Origin of the sequence: Helicobacter japonicus, assembly GCF_000762845.2 — a bacterium.
Lineage (GTDB): Bacteria > Campylobacterota > Campylobacteria > Campylobacterales > Helicobacteraceae > Helicobacter_C > Helicobacter_C japonicus.
This window is the reverse complement of sequence record NZ_JRMQ02000002.1, coordinates 222,962-245,752: the sequence shown is the minus strand read 5'-3', so window position 1 is coordinate 245,752 and position 22,791 is coordinate 222,962. Positions and strand designations below refer to the sequence as shown.

21 protein-coding genes are annotated in these 22,791 nt (G+C 36.2%); 6 read left to right on the top strand and 15 right to left on the bottom strand.

Annotated elements, in window-relative coordinates:
* The first annotated feature begins 30 nt into the window (after positions 1-30).
* On the top strand, positions 31-1,047 hold the full coding sequence (locus LS65_RS02825) for a type I glyceraldehyde-3-phosphate dehydrogenase (protein ID WP_034362665.1): 1,017 nt from the start codon (positions 31-33) through the stop codon (positions 1,045-1,047).
* Positions 1,040-2,959, top strand: coding sequence for an ATP-dependent DNA helicase RecG (gene recG, locus LS65_RS02820; RefSeq protein WP_034362667.1), 1,920 nt, complete (start codon positions 1,040-1,042; stop codon positions 2,957-2,959). Before LS65_RS02825 ends, recG begins: the two co-directional genes overlap by 8 nt.
* Positions 2,960-3,031: 72 nt before the next feature.
* Here the strand turns inward: recG and LS65_RS02815 are convergent, their stop codons facing one another.
* From LS65_RS02815 to thyX, 7 genes are all read right to left on the bottom strand, one after another.
* Positions 3,032-3,625, bottom strand: a complete 594-nt coding sequence (locus LS65_RS02815) for an ATP-grasp fold amidoligase family protein (RefSeq protein WP_236096604.1) — start codon at positions 3,623-3,625, stop codon at positions 3,032-3,034.
* Positions 3,626-3,785: 160 nt separating this feature from the next.
* Positions 3,786-4,139: a hypothetical protein gene (locus LS65_RS02810; protein ID WP_236096598.1), complete on the bottom strand. Its 354-nt coding sequence runs from the start codon at positions 4,137-4,139 to the stop codon at positions 3,786-3,788.
* A gap of 243 nt (positions 4,140-4,382) precedes the next feature.
* The gene (gene leuB / locus LS65_RS02805; RefSeq protein WP_034363370.1) at positions 4,383-5,456 is read right to left on the bottom strand and encodes a 3-isopropylmalate dehydrogenase; all 1,074 of its coding nucleotides are present in this window, start codon (positions 5,454-5,456) and stop codon (positions 4,383-4,385) included.
* A gap of 16 nt (positions 5,457-5,472) precedes the next feature.
* Positions 5,473-5,970, bottom strand: a complete 498-nt coding sequence (gene leuD, locus LS65_RS02800) for a 3-isopropylmalate dehydratase small subunit (protein ID WP_034362668.1) — start codon at positions 5,968-5,970, stop codon at positions 5,473-5,475.
* A 49-nt stretch (positions 5,971-6,019) separates the two neighbouring features.
* Entirely contained in the window at positions 6,020-7,282 is a 1,263-nt protein-coding gene (gene leuC / locus LS65_RS02795) for a 3-isopropylmalate dehydratase large subunit (RefSeq protein ID WP_034362669.1), read from the bottom strand.
* 17 nt (positions 7,283-7,299) lie between these two features.
* Entirely contained in the window at positions 7,300-8,961 is a 1,662-nt protein-coding gene (locus LS65_RS02790; RefSeq protein ID WP_034363786.1) for a 2-isopropylmalate synthase, read from the bottom strand.
* Positions 8,962-9,100: 139 nt separating this feature from the next.
* Entirely contained in the window at positions 9,101-9,760 is a 660-nt protein-coding gene (gene thyX, locus LS65_RS02785; protein WP_084707949.1) for an FAD-dependent thymidylate synthase, read from the bottom strand.
* An 88-nt stretch (positions 9,761-9,848) separates the two neighbouring features.
* Here thyX and LS65_RS02780 point away from each other — a divergent pair, with 88 nt between their 5' ends.
* Positions 9,849-10,937 (top strand): DUF354 domain-containing protein, encoded by a 1,089-nt coding sequence (locus LS65_RS02780; protein WP_034362674.1) that lies wholly within the window; start codon positions 9,849-9,851, stop codon positions 10,935-10,937.
* 28 nt (positions 10,938-10,965) lie between these two features.
* Here LS65_RS02780 and LS65_RS02775 read toward each other — a convergent pair whose 3' ends face one another.
* The 7 genes from LS65_RS02775 to ruvC all read right to left on the bottom strand — a co-directional run bounded on the left by LS65_RS02775 (position 10,966) and on the right by ruvC (position 18,485).
* Positions 10,966-12,204 (bottom strand): type II secretion system F family protein, encoded by a 1,239-nt coding sequence (locus LS65_RS02775; RefSeq protein WP_084707950.1) that lies wholly within the window; start codon positions 12,202-12,204, stop codon positions 10,966-10,968.
* Positions 12,201-13,727, bottom strand: a complete 1,527-nt coding sequence (locus LS65_RS02770) for a GspE/PulE family protein (protein ID WP_034362678.1) — start codon at positions 13,725-13,727, stop codon at positions 12,201-12,203. Before LS65_RS02770 ends, LS65_RS02775 begins: the two co-directional genes overlap by 4 nt.
* Positions 13,724-15,391 carry a pilus (MSHA type) biogenesis protein MshL gene (gene mshL, locus LS65_RS02765; protein ID WP_034362681.1) on the bottom strand — a complete coding sequence of 556 codons (1,668 nt, stop codon included), beginning with the start codon at positions 15,389-15,391 and terminating at the stop codon, positions 13,724-13,726. The genes LS65_RS02770 and mshL overlap by 4 nt, the downstream gene beginning before the upstream one ends.
* 83 nt (positions 15,392-15,474) lie before the next feature.
* The gene (locus LS65_RS02760; protein WP_034362683.1) at positions 15,475-15,873 is read right to left on the bottom strand and encodes a hypothetical protein; all 399 of its coding nucleotides are present in this window, start codon (positions 15,871-15,873) and stop codon (positions 15,475-15,477) included.
* A complete protein-coding gene (locus tag LS65_RS02755) occupies positions 15,870-16,508 on the bottom strand; it encodes a hypothetical protein (protein ID WP_052061124.1) in 639 nt (212 codons plus the stop codon). Before LS65_RS02755 ends, LS65_RS02760 begins: the two co-directional genes overlap by 4 nt.
* Positions 16,498-17,952, bottom strand: a complete 1,455-nt coding sequence (locus tag LS65_RS02750) for a hypothetical protein (protein WP_034362685.1) — start codon at positions 17,950-17,952, stop codon at positions 16,498-16,500. The genes LS65_RS02755 and LS65_RS02750 overlap by 11 nt, the downstream gene beginning before the upstream one ends.
* Positions 17,953-17,978: 26 nt before the next feature.
* Positions 17,979-18,485: a crossover junction endodeoxyribonuclease RuvC gene (gene ruvC / locus LS65_RS02745; RefSeq protein ID WP_034362688.1), complete on the bottom strand. Its 507-nt coding sequence runs from the start codon at positions 18,483-18,485 to the stop codon at positions 17,979-17,981.
* A 160-nt stretch (positions 18,486-18,645) separates the two neighbouring features.
* On the opposite strand from ruvC, the gene dnaA reads away from it, so the two are divergent.
* Both dnaA and LS65_RS02735 read left to right on the top strand, forming a co-directional pair.
* Complete coding sequence (dnaA, locus tag LS65_RS02740) at positions 18,646-19,977, top strand: chromosomal replication initiator protein DnaA (protein WP_052061125.1); 1,332 nt, start codon at positions 18,646-18,648, stop codon at positions 19,975-19,977.
* A 13-nt stretch (positions 19,978-19,990) separates the two neighbouring features.
* The gene (locus LS65_RS02735; RefSeq protein ID WP_034362690.1) at positions 19,991-21,211 is read left to right on the top strand and encodes an MFS transporter; all 1,221 of its coding nucleotides are present in this window, start codon (positions 19,991-19,993) and stop codon (positions 21,209-21,211) included.
* 222 nt (positions 21,212-21,433) lie between these two features.
* Here the strand turns inward: LS65_RS02735 and folK are convergent, their stop codons facing one another.
* Positions 21,434-21,931 carry a 2-amino-4-hydroxy-6-hydroxymethyldihydropteridine diphosphokinase gene (folK, locus tag LS65_RS02730; protein ID WP_034362691.1) on the bottom strand — a complete coding sequence of 166 codons (498 nt, stop codon included), beginning with the start codon at positions 21,929-21,931 and terminating at the stop codon, positions 21,434-21,436.
* Between the two features lie 127 nt (positions 21,932-22,058).
* Between folK and LS65_RS02725 the strand changes: the two genes are divergently transcribed.
* Complete coding sequence (locus LS65_RS02725; protein ID WP_034362693.1) at positions 22,059-22,784, top strand: protein disulfide-isomerase; 726 nt, start codon at positions 22,059-22,061, stop codon at positions 22,782-22,784.
* Positions 22,785-22,791: the final 7 nt, after the last annotated feature.

The window sequence follows — 22,791 nt, the reverse complement described above, 5'->3', positions numbered from 1 at the left end:
ACGCTTATACATTTTATTTCAAGGGAAAATATGATAAATATTGCCATTAATGGCTTTGGACGCATTGGAAGAAGCATTATGCGTGTGGCTTTAATGCGTGAGGACATACGAAAACATATGCGTATTGTTGCTATTAATGATATTTGTGATTGGGAGATTTTATGCTATTTGTTAGAGCACGATAGCACACACGGCATTTTGCCATTTGCACCCACTTTTGACAAGAATACTTTAAAGTTTAGTCATCAAGATATACCGCCCATTGCTACCCTCAATCATAAGGATTCGCAGAATCTTGACTTTGCCGCGCTTGGTGTGGATATTGTTTTAGAATCTAGCGGCGTATTTTTAGATTCACAATCACTCACACATCATTGCCAAAAGGGCGTGAAAAAGGTAATTTTATGTGCTTCGCCCACAGATTCTATGCCTATTTTTGCTCAAGGCGTAAATGAAAGTAAATATAATGGCGAGATTATCTTTTCAAATGCCTCTTGCACCGCAAATGCCCTTGCACCACTTTGCAAGATTATTGATAATGAATTTGGTATAGAATCTATGAGCTTTTGCATTACTCATAGCTATACAAATGAGCAATCTCTCCTTGATAGCGTATATCCAAATGACAAAAGACGCTCTCGTGCTGCGGCACAAAATATTATCCCTACAAGCACAGGCGCGACAAATACGCTTATTCGCCTCCTCCCAAAGCTACAAGGCAAAGTTGGCGGACATAGTGTGCGTGTGCCAGTATCAAATGTGCTTTTACTTGATATTACTTTCATACTTTCCTCACAGACAAGTCAAGATACACTCAATAAATGCCTTATTCAAGTAAGCAAAAATGAAATGAAAGGTATCATAGGCATAGATTCTAAACAAGGCGTAAGTAGTGATTTCATAGGCAACCCTCATAGTGTTGTATTTGTGCCAGATTTAAGCTATATCGTTAATGGCAATATGGCTCGCATTATGGCTTGGTGCGATAATGAGTGGGGTTATGCAAATCGTGTGCTTGATATGGCAAAAATGTGTTGCGATGTGTGATGAAAGTATAAACAATCTTAGCAAAACCAACAAGGAGCGTTTAAAAAAACTTAAAATCACATCTTTGCTTCAATTCGTAATTACCCATACGCCTAAATCCTATACAAACACGACACTTTCCACAACTTTAAACCTTCACCAAAATGGTGTCTTTAAAGTTTATATCCACGATACACAAATGCTAGGTTTTGGCAAAAACACGCGTTTTAGGATTGATGCCACAATGAGTGATTTTAATGAGCCACTCCAAATGATTATTTTTCACCCTCAAGTCTTTCATAAAAAGATTTTCACACCACATACACAAATGTATATAATGGGTAAGCTTGAAATGTATAACCACCAATACAGCATAATTCAGCCTAAAATTATTAAACATATCAATACCATAAGCCTAAGCTTTAAAACTACTGCGCTTACAGCCAAATCTATGCAAGAGCTATGCACAGAGTTTGTAAGTATTGAGAATCTAATGCAAGAGGGATTACCGCAGAAAATCGCGCAAAAAATCTATGAGATATTTTCACCAAATCCCACATTTTTCGCTGCTTTTAGTGTGCAAAATGCTCTCCCACAAGAATATCTTAATGCACTTAAATTTGCAGAGATATATAATTATTTGAATCTTCTCTCACGCAAAAAGCGATATTTTCCTGCATTATATCAATGCAATAACGATATAAGCACATTTATTCATTCTCTTCCCTTTACGCTCACGCAAGGACAAAAACAAGCCATAGCTGATATACAAATGGATTTAAGTAAGAATATTGCGGCAAGGCGACTTATTATGGGAGATGTAGGTTGTGGCAAAACACTTGTAATTCTCTGTGCTGTGATGATAGCCTATCCATATAAAAGTATTCTTATGACACCCACCACTATACTTGCTACACAAATTTATGAAGAGGCAAAACGACTCTTGCCAGATTTTGTGCATTGCCACCTTATCACTGCAAAAACTAAAAAATTAAGCGATGAAACAAAGAATGCACATTTTATCATTGGCACACAAGCCTTGCTTTATCGTGAATTTGAGCTAGAAGACCTTGCTCTTGTGATGAGCGATGAGCAACATCGCTTTGGAACAAACCAGCGATATAGCCTAGAAAAAATTGCCTCAAACAAAGAAAATTTGCCAAATCTTTTAGAATCCGCTACAGATTCTAAACATACAAAATCACGCCCACACTCACTACAATTCTCCGCTACACCCATTCCACGCACGCTTGCAATGATAAATACACAATTTATCGATTTGAGTGTCATTAAAGACCTCCCCTTTAAAAAAGATATTAGCACTTCTATTATTGATAAAAGCCACTTTAAGATGATGTTTGCTCATCTAAAAGATGAGGTAGCAAAGGGACATCAGGCAATTATCGTTTATCCCTTAGTAGAGGAGAGTGAGCATTTAGACTATCTCTCTTTGAGTGAAGGCATAGGCTTTTGGCAAAAGCATTTTAACAATGTATATTCTACCTTTGGCAAGGATAAAAATAAAACGCAAGTAATGAGTGATTTTGCAGATAATGGCTCGTTGCTCCTTGCTACCACGCTAATTGAAGTAGGTATTTCTTTGCCAAAGGTTTCTACCATTGTCATTGTCGCACCCGAGCGGTTAGGACTAGCAACTTTGCATCAATTAAGAGGGCGCGTAAGCCGCAATGGGCTAAAAGGTTATTGTTATCTTTACACACATCAACCACAAAATGAGCGATTAAAGGCTTTTTGTGAAACTTTAAGTGGGTTTGATATTGCCGAACTTGACTTAAAGTATCGCAATAGTGGGGATTTACTAAGTGGAGAGCGACAAAGCGGAGATGAGTTTATTTATATTGATATGAGTACAGATTCAAAAATAATAGAAGAAGCCAAAATGCTTTTAAATTCACCTCATCACGTATTTTAATAAGAATCTACACAATAAAAAACATAAAATCTTGCCCTGTATCTTTATTATTTCTCTCTTTATTTGAAAAAATCAAATCCATAAATCCCCAAACTTTTTATCCCATTCTTTTGGATTGAATGTTTCAGTTCCTCCTCCGTGTGTGAAAGTAAGCTCACCCACAACAATGCGTCCATAAATATTATACAAATCAACTCGCATATAGAATCGCCCTGCCAAAGCTTTGGCGATTGCAAACATCATTTCAGCATTGTAAGGTTTATTCGGTATAGATTGAGAAATTGGATATAAAAAACTAAAGGGCATAGGATTCCAATCTTCATCAAATATAACCCTTGTGTGATTTGTGAATCTATCAATATCTATTTGCATATACGCGCAATCTTTGAAACAATGTATTTTATAATCTGTCGGTGCTTTCCATTCTTCGCCCTCTATCTCCCCCAATATCTCCTCCACAAATACTCTAGGTTCTATATCTTTATAATGCCATTCTCTATGAAGTAAATAATAATTTGTATGAAGATGTTGTGTGAGTTTATCCATAGATTCTTGAAAAGTTTTAGAATTTGTTAAGAATATATCCTTATTAGGCACTAAGATTACTCCTCCGCAATCGTGATTTGTTTTTAAAACAAAACTTTTTGGAAGCTTTGAGAAATCTATTTCTTGTGTATTTTTATAGATACCATAAAGTTTTGGTAGATAAGGACAAGCATTTGTATCAAAGAGTGCTTGAGTAAGTGTGTCTATAGGTTGAAATAAAGGAGAATGAGAGTTAAGGATTAAAGATAAATCTAAAGATGTTTTGCTTTTGTCTTTTTGGCTATGAAGCTGCCCCCCCCCCCCAGCGCATATTTACATTATCTAAAGATTGTGTGGCATTATATTTTTCAAGAATAGAGGCTATATAGATTCTAGCTTTTAGCTTATCTGCTAGACTTGTATAAATTGGATTTCTATCAAATAAGATTCTATGAATAATTTTTTCATTAAAGGTTTTTGGATTTCTAAAATCTGGTGTATAACCAAAGATTGTTTTATGTCGTTTAGTGAAGTAGGATTGGTCATCAAGCTTAGCCAAAGCTTTTTCTTTCCATTTTACACGTATTGGACGAATAAAGTTTTGATAGAAAACATTGTTTTTTATAAATTGCTTTAAAGTGGTTTGTGTTGGCATTAAGACTCCTCATAAAGTTTTGTTTTTGACAAACTATTAAGTGTAACACAACACAACTTAAAAACAAATAGCCTTTAATGTAAAAACTAAGGTATAGAATCCCCATACATATAAAGCGATTCTTTCACTCTGCCTTATCATATATAAATACATTGTTTATTGGGAGTATGTATTTTCCATTTGCCTTCGTTTATTATCTTTACAATGTCCTTGATGAATAGAAACGAAATCAGGATTTAAGCATTACATAACCGATTCTAAAATCACATCACCCATTTGCTCACAGCCTACAAGCTGTATTCCCGCACTCATCATATCTCCTGTGCGATAACCTTTATCAAGTGCATTTTGCACCGCTAATTGTATCGCTTCACTCTCTTTTGTCAATCCAAATGAAAGCTCTAACATCATTGCCGCAGATAGAATCGTCCCTATGGGGTTGGCTTTGTCTTGCCCTGCAATATCGGGCGCACTGCCGTGTATCGGCTCATACATACCCAAAGTGCCATTTGAGAGAGAAGCGGAAGGAATAACGCCAATAGTGCCAGTAATGATACTTGCCTCATCACTTAGAATATCACCAAACATATTTTCAGTGAGAATCACATCAAATTGGCTCGGTGCTCGACAAATTTGCATTGCCGCATTATCTACATACATATAACTAAGATTCACATCTTTGTAGTTTTGAGCCACCTTATCTACCACTTCTCGCCACAATCTTGAAGAACTTAATACATTTGCTTTATCCACGCAAACAATTTCTTTTTTGCGATTTCTAGCAATATTAAAAGCAACTTTCGCAATGGATTCTATCTGTGAAGCACTATAAGTCATCGCATCACTTGCCACTTTTTCACCATTGATTTCTTCTAGTTTATGTTCGCCAAAATATACTCCGCCAATGAGTTCGCGCACAATGATAAAATCAATGCCCAAATTTAAAATCTCATCTTTTAAAGGACTTGCTTTGCGAAGCTGTGGTAAAAGTGTTGCGGGACGGATATTAGCAAATAATCCCAACTCTTTTCTTAATGTAAGAAGTGCTTTTTCTGGGCGATTATGGCTAGGTTCATTATCCCATTTGGGACCACCTACTGCGCCCAAAAGCACACTATCGCTTTCTTTACATATTTTAAGGCTTTCTGCAGGGAGACATTCCCCGCACGCATCAATAGCAGCTCCACCTGCTAAAACCTCTTCAAACACAAATGTATGCCCGTATTTTTTTGCTACTACTTTTAGAATCTTCAATGCCTGTGTAATGACTTCTCTGCCGATACCATCACCATAAATGACCGCAATGCGTTTTTGCATATCTCCTCCTTGTGTGTTAAGCATTTGCCTTGTTTTTGCTAATCCAATTTAAATACCCATTTGCGTTAATGATTTCTTGAATAAAAGGCGGAAAAGGCGTAGTGTTGAACTGCTGATTTTTTGTGCAATTTGTAATGACGCCCTTATCAAAATCAATAGCCACCTCATCACCTGCTTCAATCTGTGAAGCGATCTCTTCAGATTCTATAATCGCAAGCCCAATATTAATAGCATTACGATAGAAAATACGGGCAAAGCTCTTAGCGATAATACAAGAAATCCCACTTGCTTTAATGGCAATAGGTGCGTGTTCTCTGCTACTCCCACAGCCAAAATTCCAACCTCCCACCATAATATCGCCCTCTTTAACTTTCTTCACAAAATCCTTATCAATGTCTTCCATACAATGACTTGCAAGCTCTTTATGGTCAGCGGTATTGAGGTAACGCGCTGGGATAATCACATCAGTATCTACATTATCATTATATTTATGGACAAACCCTTGTGCTTTCATTTTTGCTCCTTAAAAGTGTTGTTTTGCGTTTTATGCTGTTTCAATCATTTTATGCTATATCTTGTGGCGCACTTAGAATCCCTCTCACAGCACTTGCCGCTGCTACTTCAGGCGAGGAAAGATAAACTTCACTTGTGATATGCCCCATTCTGCCTACAAAGTTACGATTAGTCGTAGAAACGCACTTTTCATTTGCTGCTAAAATACCCATATGTCCGCCAAGACAAGGACCACAAGTAGGCGTAGAAACAACTGCTCCAGCTTTGATAAAGGTTTCCAAATAGCCACGATTTATACATTCCAAATAAATATTTTGAGTAGCAGGAATAATAATACAGCGCGTATTTTTTGCAATTTTCTTATCTTTTAGAATCTCCGCAGCTACTGCCATATCACTTAGTCTCCCATTTGTGCAAGAACCAATAACAACTTGGTCAATTTTTACCTCACCCCAATCATCTTTTTCTTTTGTGTTTTCAGGCAAATGTGGAAATGCCACTGTGTGATTGATAGAATCTAAGTCAATATCAAAAACTTGCTCATACTCCGCATCTTCATCTGCTTTGTAGATTCTAAATTCCCTGCTCGTGCGCCCTTTAGCATAACTCATCGTAATATCATCAACTTCAAAAATACCATTTTTTGCGCCTGCTTCAATCGCCATATTTGCGATACAAAGCCTATCATCAATAGTAAGATTTTTTAGTCCTTCTCCACCAAATTCCATACTCTTATACAGCGCGCCATCAACGCCGATTTTACCAATGATATGCAAAATCACATCTTTACCACTGACATAAGGGCGCAGTTTGCCTTTGAGGTTAAACCTCATTGCACAAGGCACTTTAAACCACGCTTGTCCTGTTGCCATACCCACAGCCATATCTGTGCTTCCTACACCTGTGCTAAACGCACCTAATGCCCCATAAGTGCAAGTATGAGAATCTGCACCAATAATCAAATCGCCAATAGTTACAATGCCTTGCTCTGGCAAAAGTGCGTGTTCCACACCCATATTACCCACATCATAATAATGCTTTATGTCAAAATCATTTGCAAAGCAGCGGCATTGCGCACTCTGAGTAGCGGCTTTAATGTCTTTGTTTGGTGCGAAGTGGTCCATTACAAGTGAAATTTTATCTTTATCAAAAACTTGCGTAAATTTAGCTTGTTTAAAAGCGTTAATCGCTACTGGTGTGGTGATATCATTGCCAAGCACCATATCAAGCTTTGCCATAATTAAATCATTTGGCTTCACAGATTCTAATCCTGCCCTATCAGCAAGGATTTTTTGAGACATTGTCATACCCATAGTTTTCTCCTTAAAATTTATATAATACGATTAAGCGCACTTACCAACCCAAAAACAGAAGCAGCAATAATATCGCTATCAATACCCACACCAAAACATTTTTTGCCATTACTTTCTATCTGCACAAAAGATACAGCTTTGGAATCTGAACCTTTTTTTAGTCCGTGCTCACTATAATCAAGTATCTCAAAATCCATATTTAAATGCATTCTTAGTGCGTTTGCTATACTATCAAGCCGCCCATTTCCACTACCTTTAATATGCGTTGTTGTGCCATTTTGTTCAACATCAAGCCCTACTTCTATATGAGAATCTGCATTTTGAGGTTGTGTGAAATGAAAATTTTTAATAGCAAAATGTTTCTTAAGATTCACAAAATCATTTTGAAAAATATCACAAATTTCATCAGGACTTAACTCTTTATGTGCTTTATCAGAAATATTTTTCACATAATAAGAAAATTCTTCTCTCAAAAGTGGCGGGAGATTAATCCCATAATGATGGTGTAAAATATAAGCAATGCCACCCTTGCCACTTTGGGAATTTATGCGGATTACATCGCTTTCATACACACGCCCCACATCTTTTGGGTCAATTGGTAAATAAGGGACACTCCAAGTGTTGAGATTATTCTCTTGGTGATATGCCATTCCCTTAGCAATTGCATCTTGATGTGAGCCAGAAAATGCTGCAAAGACAAGTTTGCCAGAGTATGGCTGTCGCTCATATACTTGCATTTTAGTTACTTTCTCATATACATCACAAATACTTGGGATATTGCTAAAATCAAGTTTAGAATCTATCCCGTGTGTGTGCATATTCATAGCAAGCGTGATAATATCTACATTCCCTGTGCGCTCACCATTGCCAAAAAGTGTGCCCTCAATTCTATCACCTCCAGCCAGGAGTCCAAGTTCCGCATCGGCTATGGCACAGCCTCTATCATTATGTGGGTGAAGAGAGATAAGCACATTTTGACGATTGTTGAGATGTTTTGACATATATTCTACTTGAGAAGCATAAATATGCGGAAGGCTCATCTCCACCGTGGCGGGGAGATTCACAATAAACTTATTCTGTGCAGTGGGCTTAAAAATATCAATCACTTCATTACACACTTCAAGTGCATAATCTACTTCCGTGCCACTAAAGCTTTCTGGCGAATATTCAAACTTAAAATTTCCCTTCGTGTTTGCAGCGCATTCTTTTAAATACAGCGCACCCTCACGCGCAATCTTTTTTATCTCATCTTTTGACTTTCTAAAGACTTGTTGTCTTTGTGCATAAGAAGTAGAATTGTAAAAATGCACGATAGCATTCTTGCAACCCTCAAGGCTCTCAAAAGTCTTTTTAATAATATGTTCTCGCGCTTGAGTAAGCACCTGCACACTCACATCATCAGGAATAAGATCTTCTTCAATCAATGTGCGTAAAAAGCGATATTCTGTCTCGCTTGCTGCAGGAAATCCTACCTCAATTTCTTTAAATCCAACTTTTAGCAGCAGTTTAAAAAATGTAATTTTTTCTTCTAGGCTCATAGGCGTAATAAGTGCTTGATTTCCATCACGTAAATCCACACTACACCAAATTGGTGCTTGAGTAATATATTCTTTCTTGCTCCAGTCTAAAGATTCACTAGGAGGCATAAAGTAACCTCTTTGATATTTTGTATGACTCATAAAAACTCCTAAATATAAGAAAAAATTGCTACTAAAAGCTCTATAATTTTAACAATAAAAACTATACAAATAATAAAAATTATCGATAAAATCTTGTAAAACTCTTTTCTTTGGCATATTTTAGCAAATTTATAGAATCTTAGGCTTCATTTTGACTCTTTATACAGCTTTCAAAAATAAATTTATGCTCTTGCGGTAAAGATTCAAAAATTGCCAATGCCAACGCGCGAATCTCCCAAAGCGCAGATTTAGAAGAACGCAAGGAGAGAAAATTCTGCAAGCTCCGCGCATTAATGCTAAAACTTAGCTCTGTGCGATAAGATTCGGGCATAGCAAACTTAGCAATATCATTGCTTACATTACTACACAGAATCTCGCGCAAACGCTCAAGTGCATAAAGCGAAGCGTGATTAACTTGCTCATTGCTTGTAAAAACGACAAATTCCTCTGCACGAGCAAGATTCTCGTCATTCAAAGGAAGAAAACTTGGTAAATTTTTTAGCTCTTTAAGCGTATAGCGCGAAGACTTCACACTATAACTTGCTATACGATGACGCGCCAATTCTTGCAAACACGCACGCGAAATACCTTGAATATAAAAATTATAATACAAATGCTCCAAAGTGCTAGAATGTTTATATTTATTCCCCACCCTATCAATAAGTTCAATATCTTTTTCTCCACCATTATCACTTTTGTCAAAGCTTTGCCAACAAGTGCGTATGGCATTGCTACAAATGTTTAAGGGTGTATAATGCAAAAGTGTAACATTAATTTTTAGTTTTTTGTGTTCTTCCATTGTTTTCCCTTTAGCAAATCTTTACATAAAACTGCTTAGAATCTTACCAAAATTAATATGTCCTAACATTAACGCATCAAGGAAAGTGATGATTTGGCTTGATATTATTGACCCTAAATATGTAATGTTTTTTAAATCCCTTATTCCGCAATTAAAAATGTATGATGAGGTCATTATCACCACGCGTAAAAGTAGTGGCTATGATGAATGTGCGCGACTTTTGGAGCTTTTTAATATACAAGCTTATGAAATCGGTGGCTATGGTGGGGAAAGCAAACTTGGCAAATTTGAATCTCGCCTGCAAAGGCAGCAAGGATTCTTGAATCTTTTTAAAAAACTTGATACTTTGCCTCGCCTTTTTATCACAGGAGCAAGTGTCGATGGAGTGCAGTGTGCTTTTGGTTTAGGCATACCAGTGGTGCATTTTGCAGACACACCTGTGGCAGATTCTGTATTTAGCACACAAAATCTCACTATTCTCTCGCGCCTTACTTTGCCACTCTCACAACTTGTATTCCGCCCATTTATTGTGCCTGAAATATGCTACACAGTCTTAGGATTATCTCCTTCTCAAGTGTTACCCTATGATTTTATCGATGTAGCATTATGGCTTCAAGATGTATCGCAAGCAGAGCACGCGCAAAAAGTCGCATTTATGCGTGAATATGGCTTAGATGAGAATCTTCCCATAATTCTCGTGCGTGAAGAGGAGTATAAGGCACATTATGTAAAAGAAAAACTCCCCATTATTTATGAAAGCACTCATTTATTAAGCCCCATTGCAAATATTTTACTTATGCCTCGCTATGGAAGTGAGGAGTTAGAATCTGCCTTTAAAAACACAAAGCATATTCACATACTCAAGCAAAAATTACCACCAAAGGCATTTTATCCTTTTATAGACTTGCTCATAGGCGGTGGCGGGACTATGAATTTAGAAGCTTGCTATTTGGGCATACCCGTGATTTCTACGCGCTCACTTCTCCTTTTTCACGATGAATTTTTGATTCAATCTCATCTTATGTATCACACACAAAGTGCTGCACAAGTATATGATTTAGCCAAACACTTGCTCTCCACGCCCACAAAGCACATAAGAAGAGATGATATTTTTGCGCCTAATGGAGCGAATTTTGACAAAATCTTGCCCCATATACAAACACTTCTAACACACTAAATGCTTGAAAAAGCTTAGGTTAAAGATTCTAATACATTCCACCCATTGCTGCTGTGCTCATATCCCACATTGGCACAAATATACCCAATGCCAAAAAAAGCAAAAGCACACCCATAATTAAACTAAGCAAAGGCTCAACAAGCGAAATAAGAAAATCGATTTTCTCTTGTGTGCTCTCCTCAAATCGCTCTGCACATATCTCAAGCATTTTTGGGAGCTTGCCACTTTGCTCTCCAGCGGCAATAAGAGCTAAAGAAATCTCATCTATTGCATTAGCCTGTGTCAAGGCAAGAGAAAGACTTTTACCATTTTTGACAGATTCTAAAACTTGAACAAAACGCGCCTTAAGTGTGAGATGAGAAATGGTATTGTTACTCAAAGAAAGAGCCATATCAAGAGGTATGGATGATTTTAGCTGCAAAAAAAGACTAAAGGTGTATTGATAAAACATATTAAGCCTAATAATTTCCCCGATAAAAGGTAAGTGTAAAATCAATGCGTGGCATTTATACCTAAATGCAAAAGAATGTTTATAGAATCTTTGCAAAAGAAAAATACATATCACCAAAAATACACAAAAAATTACTCCAAGCTCCACAAAAAAACTTTGTATATACATTAAAATATGCGTAAAAATAGGCAAATTTGCGTTAATCTCCTCAAACATTACCAAAAATTCGGGCAGCACAAACAATACAAGCCCCACAAATGCACCTATAATACTTATAAAAACAAGAAGAGGATAAAAAAGGGCGCGCTTGAGCTTATTTTTATTTTTATATTCCCTTATCGAATGCTTACTTAGCATTTTAAAAATCTCGCTAAGATCGCCACTTTTTTCTCCTAAGGCTATCATATTCCAAACCATATCACCAAAAATATCTCTATGTTCTTTAAAGCCAATAGAAAGTTTTTGCCCAAGATTAAGCCTATAAGCGATTTCAAGCAAAATGTGTTTAAGTTTAGGTTTTTTGGTATTTTTAGCACAAATTTCAATAATCTCCAATATAGGCAAAGATGCACTTAACATAATCGAGATTTGTAAAAACAACGCACTTATATCTTGTGAAGTGATTCTATCAAGACGCAATATTTGCAAATGCAAAAACTCAAAACCACTCAAAGCCTTAATCTCAATGGGATAAATATTGTATTTGTGCAAACTTTGCTCTTTAGCATTTTCATAAGAAGTTGAAAGTAATGTTATTTGCACATTTTGATTGTCTTTAATACCCTTGATGAGGTATTTTTGTGGGAGTTTTTTCATATATTGCAAATCCTATAAATTTCTTCAAAGCTACTCTGTCCGTTTTTAACTAAACTCATACCTTCTTCAAGTAAGCTTTTAAAGCCTAACTCCTTGAGAGCGGCAAGGGTGGTATTTTTATTATGTGATTTAATATACTCACAAAGCACAGATGAGTTTTGCAAGACCTCAACACACAATAAGCGTCCGCTAAAACCTTGCATATTACAATGCACACAGCCACGAGGAGCAAAAAAGCTTCCACCTTGCAAATCTTCCCACAAATGCACGAGATTAGCCTGTGAAAGTTTATCATACATTGCTTGATGTGAAAGCGGTATTTTGCAAGATTCACATAATTTTCTTACAAGCCTTTGAGAGAGTATAAGGCGCATACTTGAAGCAAGAAGATAGCTCTGTGCGCCCATATCAAGCAAACGCTCAACCACACTAAGAGAATCATTAGCGTGTAAAGTGCTAAACACTAAATGCCCTGTTAAAGAAGCCCTTAATGCAATATCAAGGCTCTCTTTATCGCGTATTTCCCCAATCATCAGCACATCAGGGTCGTGTCGCAAAATCGACCTAAGGGCATTACTAAAGCCAAAATCACACTTGTTATTGATGAGAACCTGCGTTGTTAGCTGTATATGATACTCGATAGGATCTTCAAGAGTAATAATTTTCTTATCCGAAGATTTTATAGATTCTAATATTGCGCAAAGTGTCGTTGATTTACCACTTCCTGTGGGACCTGTAAGAAAAATAATACCTTGAGGAGAACATATATGAGATGAAATAATCGCCAAATGCGAAGTATCTAAACCTAATGACTGGAGAGTTAAGTTTTGTGCGCTTTTGCAAAGAATTCTAACCACGAGCGATTCTCCACCAAAAACTGGAAGAATAGAGAGACGAAAATCATAGGCATTACCATCAAATTCCCTACTAAAACGCCCATCTTGACCTTGTCTCATTTGGGTAATATCAAGCTCACATTCAAGTTTTAGACGCGAACTTAATGCATCAAGCACACAAGATTCTAAACTAAAAATTTCTCTTAACATACCATCTACACGCACCCTTATACGAGCCGCACTCCGCCCATTCTCCACAAAAGATTCAAAATGTATATCACTTGCTTTTTCCTCAATACAAGTGTGCAAAATAAAATCAAGCAATGCTACTGCACTCATAGTGGAATCTGCTTCATTACTTTGGTTTGGACCTGTATGCCTTTGAAGAAGAGTATTTTTTAGCACATTAAAATGTTGAAAAAGATAAATGTGATGAGACTGAATCTTAAAATCCTGCTCAGTAGTAATGAAAAACTGCAATTGTGCCTGTGGATAAAGTTGTAAAATATGAGCTCGGATAAGCCCTAGTGGAGCTTTGTCTGAAGTGAGTGCGATGTGAATCTCCTCTGCGCTCTCACTTATATAAAATACTAAGCATTGGTGTTTGTAGATAAATTTATGCTCTAATACATTGAGGCAAGATTCGCTTAGTGCAATGCTATGCAAACTCGCTGCAGGAAAACTCATTGTGCAGACTCATTTGTAGGCTGATAAGATTGCATAGAATCTTGAATGTTTTGTGGGTTTTTATCATCAATCAAAATATGCGTATGAGAATCCGTGCCTTTGTTTATAATTTCTCTCATCGAATCGCTCATTGAAGCATTTATAGAAGAAACGGATTCTAAATCGATAATATGAGGAGCTATGACGATAACCATTTCTTGTGTTTCTTTAATATTTTTCTTATAACTAAAAAGATATTTTACAAGTGGAATATCTCCTAAAATAGGAATTTTTCTAATAGTCTGTCCCTCTATTTTATCAATCAAGCCCCCGAGTATAATTTGCTCTCCATTTTTTACTTGCACGAGTGATGAAAGCTGCTTTGTAGAAAGATTGGGCGGACTTTCAAGTGCAGTAGTTTGATTTTCAACTGCAATATCTTTAGTTTTGGTAATGGAAGGATTGATTTTTAAAATGATTTTATTCTCTTTAATACTTGGTGTTACATCAAGTAAAATCCCAGCAAACACAGAAGGAAAGGCTTGAGCATTGTTTTGTATTGAAGTGCCTTGTGTGGTCGTCTGATAGGTAGTGTTTTGAGAATATCGTAGCACACTCCCCACACTAATCATTGCAGGTTGATTATTCAGTGTGAGCACTTTTGGATTAGAGATAGATTGCACATCACCATAAGTTCTAAGAAACTCTACGACTCGTTGAATGCTCACACCTTGTGAGAAAACATTAATCGCAAAGCTACTCCCACTAGAATCAAGACGAGCGTTGCTGCTTTGAGAATCTGCGCTTGGCGGAAGAGTGAGGAGATTTCCTAATTTATAAAACTCATTCCAATCCACACCATAGGTTTGGTTATTTGTATGCTGAAGGTTGAAAATATGCACATCAATAAGCACCTGCCTCTGAATCTTCTCGTTAAGATTCTGTATATAAGCCTCAACACGCCGTATTTGCAAAGGCGTAGCAGTAATAGTAAGCAACCCTGCAGCTTTGTTGATAACAATATCTTTGTTTTTATTTCTTAGCTCATTGAATTGAGGTTGATACATATCGCCCGGCGCATAAGCAATACCTGAAATTTCATTATACAATTCACCCCAAAAATCAATTTCATCAATGCTATAAATTTTTGTCCCACTTTTACCGATGTTTGGATTGTTAGCAGTTGCTTTGCCTATCGCCATTTTATGCGCTTGTGAATCAATTTCAAAATTTGAAATGCTAAGGGGTGAGTGTGTTATGCCAGAATACGACATACCATAGAGGTTTTGTGTGTGATTATCCTGTGAAAACACAATATCAGTATTGCTTGAGCCTACACGCGTGGTAGCAATGTAGTGAATCTCAAAAGTTTTTGTTAAAAGCGAGCCGATTTTAAGCACATCGCGCTCAAGAACATAATAAAAATCATTACCGAGTATGAGGCTATTAAGAGTGTGGGTCAAAGGTTTATTTATGATATGAATGGCTGTCTTTTTGCCATCAAGCATAGATTTAGTATTTGCTTGTAAATAAACAACATTAAGGCGACATTGTGCAGCAATTTCTTCAATAATCTTACTTAAAGGAACATTGCTATGAGAGCGAATATTAATAGGTGTATCGCAAGCAAAAAGCCCTAATGGCAAAGAAAAACAAAGCCAAAATGATAAATACCGCCCTTTCACTCCCCCTCCTTATGCTGCGCAAATATCACATACTCAATGTGAATCTTGCTCTTTCTTTAAGTATAACTTATAAAAGTAATAAGCTATTCCCCCACTTTCTCGTTTTTATCCTCATCGATATAGGATTGTGTATCCTTCTCTGTCTCTATGCCCTCTCCTATGATGACACTTTTTTGTATTTTGCCTTTTTGTGCGATGATATATTGGTCTTGTATATCAAGAATTATATAACCCTGTATGCTTTCACCTTTGCTCAACCATTCTCCATTAACAAGGGCTTTTTTATTGATAATTGCATAGAGTTTGAGCGAATCCTGCGTGTGGATTGGGCTATTTTCAAAAGGATTAGGCAAATTCTCTAATGTATCAAGGCTTTGAGTTTTGGAGAAATTTTGCAAAGATGAGAGTAAGTGCTCAACTTGTGCTATATCCATAGCACAAAGAGAAAAGAAACAAAAAGGAAAAAGAAAAAAATGTCTCATTTTGCCTCCCTTATCTGTTCTTGTGTTGGCGGCTCTTGCCTCAATGAACGATGATCCACAATAAGCATATCAAAGGCAATATCTGCATTACCTCGTGGCGCAAGATGAAAAAAATCAATGCTTAAAAATGGGTAAGATTCTATAAATGAGAGCAGGGAAATCATATCATCAAAATGCCCTGTTCCCTCTATATTAAGTGCATTAAGTGCTTGATATGGCGCAAATGAAGTAAGTGTAAGGTTAGAGTTTTTGACAAAATCAATCACCACAGGCATAAAGGCAAAGGGATTAAAAGGTGGCTCTTGTGTGCTGATGTATCTTTGTATAGGTGCAAGGCTAGATTCTAAGTGAGATAGCTCTGTTTGCAAGGATTGCATTTGTTCTAAATGAGCATTTTTGGCACTTAGCATAGAATCTGCAGAAAGTATAAATTCTCTTTGTGTATGCGTATGCAATGTGCTAAGGGCACGATAACGTTCAAATAGTGGCATATAAACAAAATCAAGTATAACAAATACAATACAAAGGCTTATAGCCGTGCAAATGAGATATTTCTCTCGTGTAGTTTTTGTGGAAAGAAAGTTGTATGCAAACTTTTGCGCTTTCATAAACAAAACATAAAACTTAAATTGCATAATGCACCACGATAATAGACGCATAAAAGCGTAAGGATTCTTTGTGTGGCTTTTCTTGCATAGGCTTTAACATAAAAGCCCGTTGGTTGTGAGTGTTAAAAAGAGCAAGAAATTGGGATATGTGAATCTTGCTTTCTGCACTCACCTCAAGTGAAGCAACAAAAATGCGAGGTGTAAAATAAAAGCTTATTTCTTCATAATTTATATGGGCTGTATGCTCCTTAAAAATACTCTGCATAAAGATATATCGCTCATTGTAGCTTTGTTGCCATAAAGAAAAATCTTGCAAATGTGAAATAAAATATTCTTTTTCACGCATAAGTCCTTGAATCGTGCTATATGAACTAGAGGAGGGATTTTGAGATTCCAAGTCGGTAGAAGTAAAAAGATTATCACTTTGAGCATTAATCTCAACAATAGCGCGCTGCAAAGAGTAGTTATACAAAACAAAACTTAAAGGAATGATACATATAAACATCACAAATAAAACAACAAGTGTATAGAATAACTTTTTGTGTAGTAGGGGTTTTGAGGCAAAATTTGGCAATACCTTGCTTTCTACAAGAGTAGCATAATGCAAAGCTAAAGTCGCCTTTAGAGATTGAAAATCTAAGTGATATGTAGATTCGCACAAGTGGCTAAGCGGGGCTATATGAAGCGTTTGATTATGGATAGTATGAGATAAATGTATCTGTAAAGATTCTGTTATCATAGAATCTGCCACAAAATTGGCATTTTTGCTCTCTAATGCAGTGAGATTTTTCTCACTTAGTTCTGTTTGAAGCGCAAGGATAAAGGCATTGACACATTTCTTTTCTCCAAAATAATAAAGCTGCGTAAAATGTTGATTATAGGCTTCTTGTAAATAAGCGATATGTGTGTTTATGAGCGTAAGAAGCGGATTACTAGAAGATTCTGTTTTGTTCTGTGCCTCTTGCTCTTGCAAAGCACAAGGCAATGCTTCTTTTAAAATGCCATTGTCAAAATAACACAAAAAAGATTCTATCCATACCACAAAGGGTGAATGCACACCAAACACACTCAATGCACAAGGCAAAAATATATCACTCGTAACAATATGTGCTTTTGGCAAAGGTGCAAAATCTTGCATACATTGAATTTTATGATAAAAAAAGCATTCACATATACTTTTTTGTTCATCAAAAAGATGGGGACGCTGGGTGAAATAAAGCTCGTAGCTGTAAGGTGGCTCATTTAAGGCAGATTTTTGATAAGCAAGAGCAAAAAGCAGTGATGAAAGATTGGGGTTATGTAGAGATTCTTGCGCAACCTCAAGTAAAAGATGTGTGAAATATGCTAATGGTGGGCAGAGAATATCCACAGACTTTGGCTTTTTTGTATGAAGAGAGAGGTTATTGTCTCTAAGTGTATAGGCAGTATGCGTTTGCAAATCAAAAAAACCTAGTGCAGAGGAAGATGCCATACTAAAAGCTTTATATTCTTGTTATTTTATGTATTAATAGATATTTTAGAATCTAAGCCATTAAGGGCAACTCTTTGGGAATGCGTAATAGCAATAGCAATAGCATCGGTAATATCAAGAGGTTTAATCTCGCCTTTAATCCCTAAAATACGCTTTACCATAAACGCAACTTGTGTTTTGTCTGCCTTACCATTGCCGGTGAGTGCTTTTTTCACTTGCAGGGGAGTATATTCAGCAAAATACCCGATTTCTTGGAGAATCTTCAGGCTTAATGCCCCACGAAATTGCGCAAGCTTTATCACACTTTGAGGATTGTAGGCAAAAAATATATCTTCAATTGCCACCTCATCAATTTGATGTCCTTTCAGCACCAAATCAATACCCTCGACAAATTCTAGAATCTGTGTTTGCAACTCACGCTCTCTAATCTTAATAATACCAGCTTCAACGAGCTTAGGAGAGTGTGTGGGAATAGAATCAATAACAGCATAACCACAATTTCTACTACCGGGATCAATGCCTAAGATATACACATTTAATCCAAATTAAAAGTTTTTTGCATTATGATTACCTTTTTAATTCGAGGCTTTAAGCTGAACAATCTTTTGAATGATGTGCTAGCCACGAAAGCAACTTTTCACATTTTATTCACATTATAAAATTTACAATAATTTTTTATATGAGGTTTAAAAATTGCGTATAAATAATATATTAAAAAAACTTAAAAACAAGCTATCACCCCAAGAATATGATTCTTATATTTCGCTTATGGAATATGATGAAAATGCTTCTAGGACGGACTTAGAGGTTTTTTATGTGCCAAATATTTTTGTGGCAAATTGGATAAAAAGTAATTATCTTGATTCTATTGCCACTGCATTTGAGGAAGAAAATAGCAATGCTATTCGCCCAGAAATTCACATCAAAATAAAAGAAAAAAATAGCAATGTGAAAAGTTTAAAAATCAATAAAAGCGTAACATATCTTCAAACAAATTCTCTTTCTCTCATTCCCCACTATCTTTTTGGAAATTTCATTGTTGGCAAGTCAAACGAGTATGCCTTCACTGTGGCTAAAGTAATAGCCGACAAACAAGCAAGTGCTTATAATCCCGTCCTTTTTTATGGTAATTCTGGGCTTGGCAAAACCCACCTTTTAAATGCCATAGGTAACTATGTCAAAGAACAAAATAAAAATGTAATATATGCTACGGCAGAGGCTTTTTTGAATGAATACACAGAAAAAATTAAACGTGGCACAATGGACGGATTCCGAGACAAATATCGCAAATGCGATTATTTATTGATTGATGATGTGCAATTTTTAGGTGGAAAAGATGGTGTGCAAGAAGAGTTATTAAACACCTTCAATGCGCTTTTTAACGCACAAAAGCAAATCGTGATGACAAGTGATAAGCCACCTAAAGATATTAAAGGACTAGCAGACAGGTTACGTTCGCGTTTTGAGGGAGGTATGATGACAGAAATCACTAATCCCGAACTTGAAACAAAAATTTCTATTATTGAATCTAAATGTGAGCTAAACCGCATAAATCTTGATAAAGAAACAATTAACTACATCGCCTCTAATATCCACGGCAATATTCGCCAAATTGAAGGGATTCTCTCTGCAATCAACCTCAACCTTAATCTCTCACCTGAAAGCAATACTCTTAAGGTCGTAGAAAATGTGCTCAAAAGCTATCAAAATGAACGATTAGAAAGCATTACATTAAATAATATTATTAAGGCAGTAAGCAAGGAGCTTAACATTAAACCTAGCGAAATTGTCTCCAAAGAGCGCAGTCGTAAAGTCGCATTTGCTAGACGTGCGGTCATTTACCTTGCGCGCAACTTGACCATTAACTCTATGCCAATGATTGCCAAAGAGTTGGGTATGAAAGATCATAGCTCGGTAAGCAAAGCACTCAAAGCCATTGAGGCAGAAATCGCGCAAAATAGCTCAACAAAAAGTATCATAGAAAACATTAAAAGCAAGATTCAACAAAGTCTAGATAATGCGTAAGAATAGGTAATATATGCACAATTCACAATCACGAGAATCCACAAAGTCTCCGCAAGAGTTAAGCAAACGCACAGATTCTGCATTGTTTCAAATCGCACTTTTTTCAGCCGCTTCAATGACTGTGCTAGGCGGAACAATCATTGCACCATCAATTCCTCATTTTGAAGAGCATTTTGCCTCTGTGCCTCATATTGATATGCTTTCACGTCTTATTCTTACGCTTCCTGCTTTATTTATTATGATTTTTGCACCTATAAGCGGATTTTTGCTTGAGCGATATGGACGCACGAGATTTTTATATCCTGCGATTTTTTTATGGAGTGTGAGTGGGATAAGTGGCTTTTTCTTAGAAAATAATATCTATTGGATTTTGTTTTCAAGGGCAATTTTTGGCGTGACTACGGCTTTTGTAATGACTGCTGTAAGTGTGCTTATAGGGGATTATTATCAAGGAGCAAAACGTGAGAGAGCATTAGGACTGCAAGGATTCTTTATGGCGGGAGGAGGTGCGGTTTTTCTCGTGCTAGGAGGCATATTAAGTGATGTGGATTGGCGTTATCCTTTTTTGGTGTATGCCTCTGGTTTTGCTATTTTTCTTTTAGCACTTTTTGTGTTATTTGAACCTCAAAGAAATATCCCAAAAACCAACACTACGCAAGAAAAAATACATTTTAATTTTTTTAAATTTTTACCTATTTACGTATTTTCATTTTATGCGATGAGTATGTTTTATGTTGTGCCTACACAGATTCCACACTTTATCACGCACACTCTTAATAAAAGTGGGAATCTTATAGGCATTAGCCTAGCGGTAAGCTCTGTTTGCACCGCGATTCTTTCACTTTTTTACGCAAAGCTTCGTGCAAGATTCAGTATTTTTTTGCTTTATGTTATATCTTTAAGTGCTATTGGTGTGGGATTTTTGCTCATAGGCTTCATACAAAAATATGAAATTTTGCTCTGTGCATTATTGCTCGTGGGTGCTGGACTTGGCATTATTCTTGTAAATAATACATCGTGGCTTTTATCTATGGCAGGAGAAAGTGAGCGTGCAAAGGCAGCAGGATTCTTATCGGCAAGTGTGTTTATGGGGCAATTTTGCTCACCTTTTATCACACAACCACTTGTGCGTATAGGTGGCATACCATTTATGCTTGATATTAATGGTGTGATTTTACTTATAAGTGCAGGGATCTTCTTGTGGTGGCATTTCACAAAGATTCACAAAGCATAAAAATAGTAAAAAATGTTGTTTTTTTATGTATTTTACAAAAGTAAATAAGATTCTAAAACAAAGGAAAATATCGTAATACTAAGCTTTTTAAAGGCTTTTTGATAAAAAGAAAAATTTTAAATGAGAAAAAAAGAAACAAAATTTAAAATGTCCTTCATAGGGTGAGTTTTTAAGGGTTTATTTTTGTGAATCTCAAAAACAAATCTTGCTAAAATGCAAATTCTAATACAGATTCTCGATAAAGCTTAGGGGAAGCATTACTGATGGACGCTCTTTATAGAATCTATGAGGTATATGTAAATGCGGGAGATGTAAGCGCATATTATTAAAACATATCAAATCTATATCAAGTGTGCGTGGAGCGTTTTTAAAGGCTCTCTTGCGCCCTCGCCCAAAATAACGTTCTGTATAAAATATGAATTTATATATTTCTCCTAGCCCCATATCACTCCCACACACCATAACAGCATTATAAAAATCATCTTGTGCAATAAATCCAAAAGGAGGATTACGCCAGATAGGAGAGGTGTTTAGAATCTCAATGCGCTTATGAGCAAAAAGTCGCATAAACATAGATTCTAAAATATCTACACTTGTTTGCCTACCCTTTGACATATTAGAACCAAGTGAAAGTATAAACTCATTGCGCCATAGCTTCAAAGAATGTCGATAATAAGGATAATGCTTAGAATCAATAATGTATGCTTTTCTTTCTCTCATCAACTTCCTTTAGCTACCTCTATGTTTATCAATTCATTATACAATCCCTCGCACAATAGTCTATGTATTAAGCTCATATCAAAAGCTTTATACATTGCTAAACTTTCAAAGAATATAAGGATATATTATGAAAAAATTACTGCTTTTTCTTATGATAACTGCTTTCTCCTGCTTTGGGGCAAGTTTTGAAGACACGCTTAAAGCAACAATCAAAACAAATACCAAACAAAATGTAAAAATCATCAAAGTGCAGAATCTACAATCAACACCTGATGTAAAACTTGTGCTTATATCAGTGGGTGATATGCAAGTGCCTATTTTTGCAAGCAAAGATGGCAAGGTTATCATAGGTGTATCAAATGTATTTTTTGCAGAAAAAAGCGAGGATATGGGAACACTTGGCTCACTCCTTAAACAAGTAGAAAATAATGCTAAGCCCGATAATGCTACGCTTGAAAAATTCTTTAAAAAGATTCCAAAAGATGAATACATTGTCTTCCAATCCCCAAAAAATGTAAAAAAAATCACCTATATTGTCTCTGACCCCAACTGCCCTTCTTGTCAAAAAGAGCTTCAAAACATAGAAAAACATCTTGAAACTTCTAATGTGTATATGCTTGTTGTGGGTTTTATAGGGCAAGATTCACCAGCTAAAGCAAGTATGCTTAGAGAAAGATTGTTTGATGTAAAAGACAACAAACAAAAGTTAAGTTTGCTTAGGGAAGTTTATACATCAAACTACAAAATACCTGCGAAATACCAAAATATTGATATAAAAGATACAATGAAAATTAATCAAAAAGTAATGGAAGTTGGCATTAATAGCGTGCCTTTTATATATGAAAGCAAATAAGTAGCTT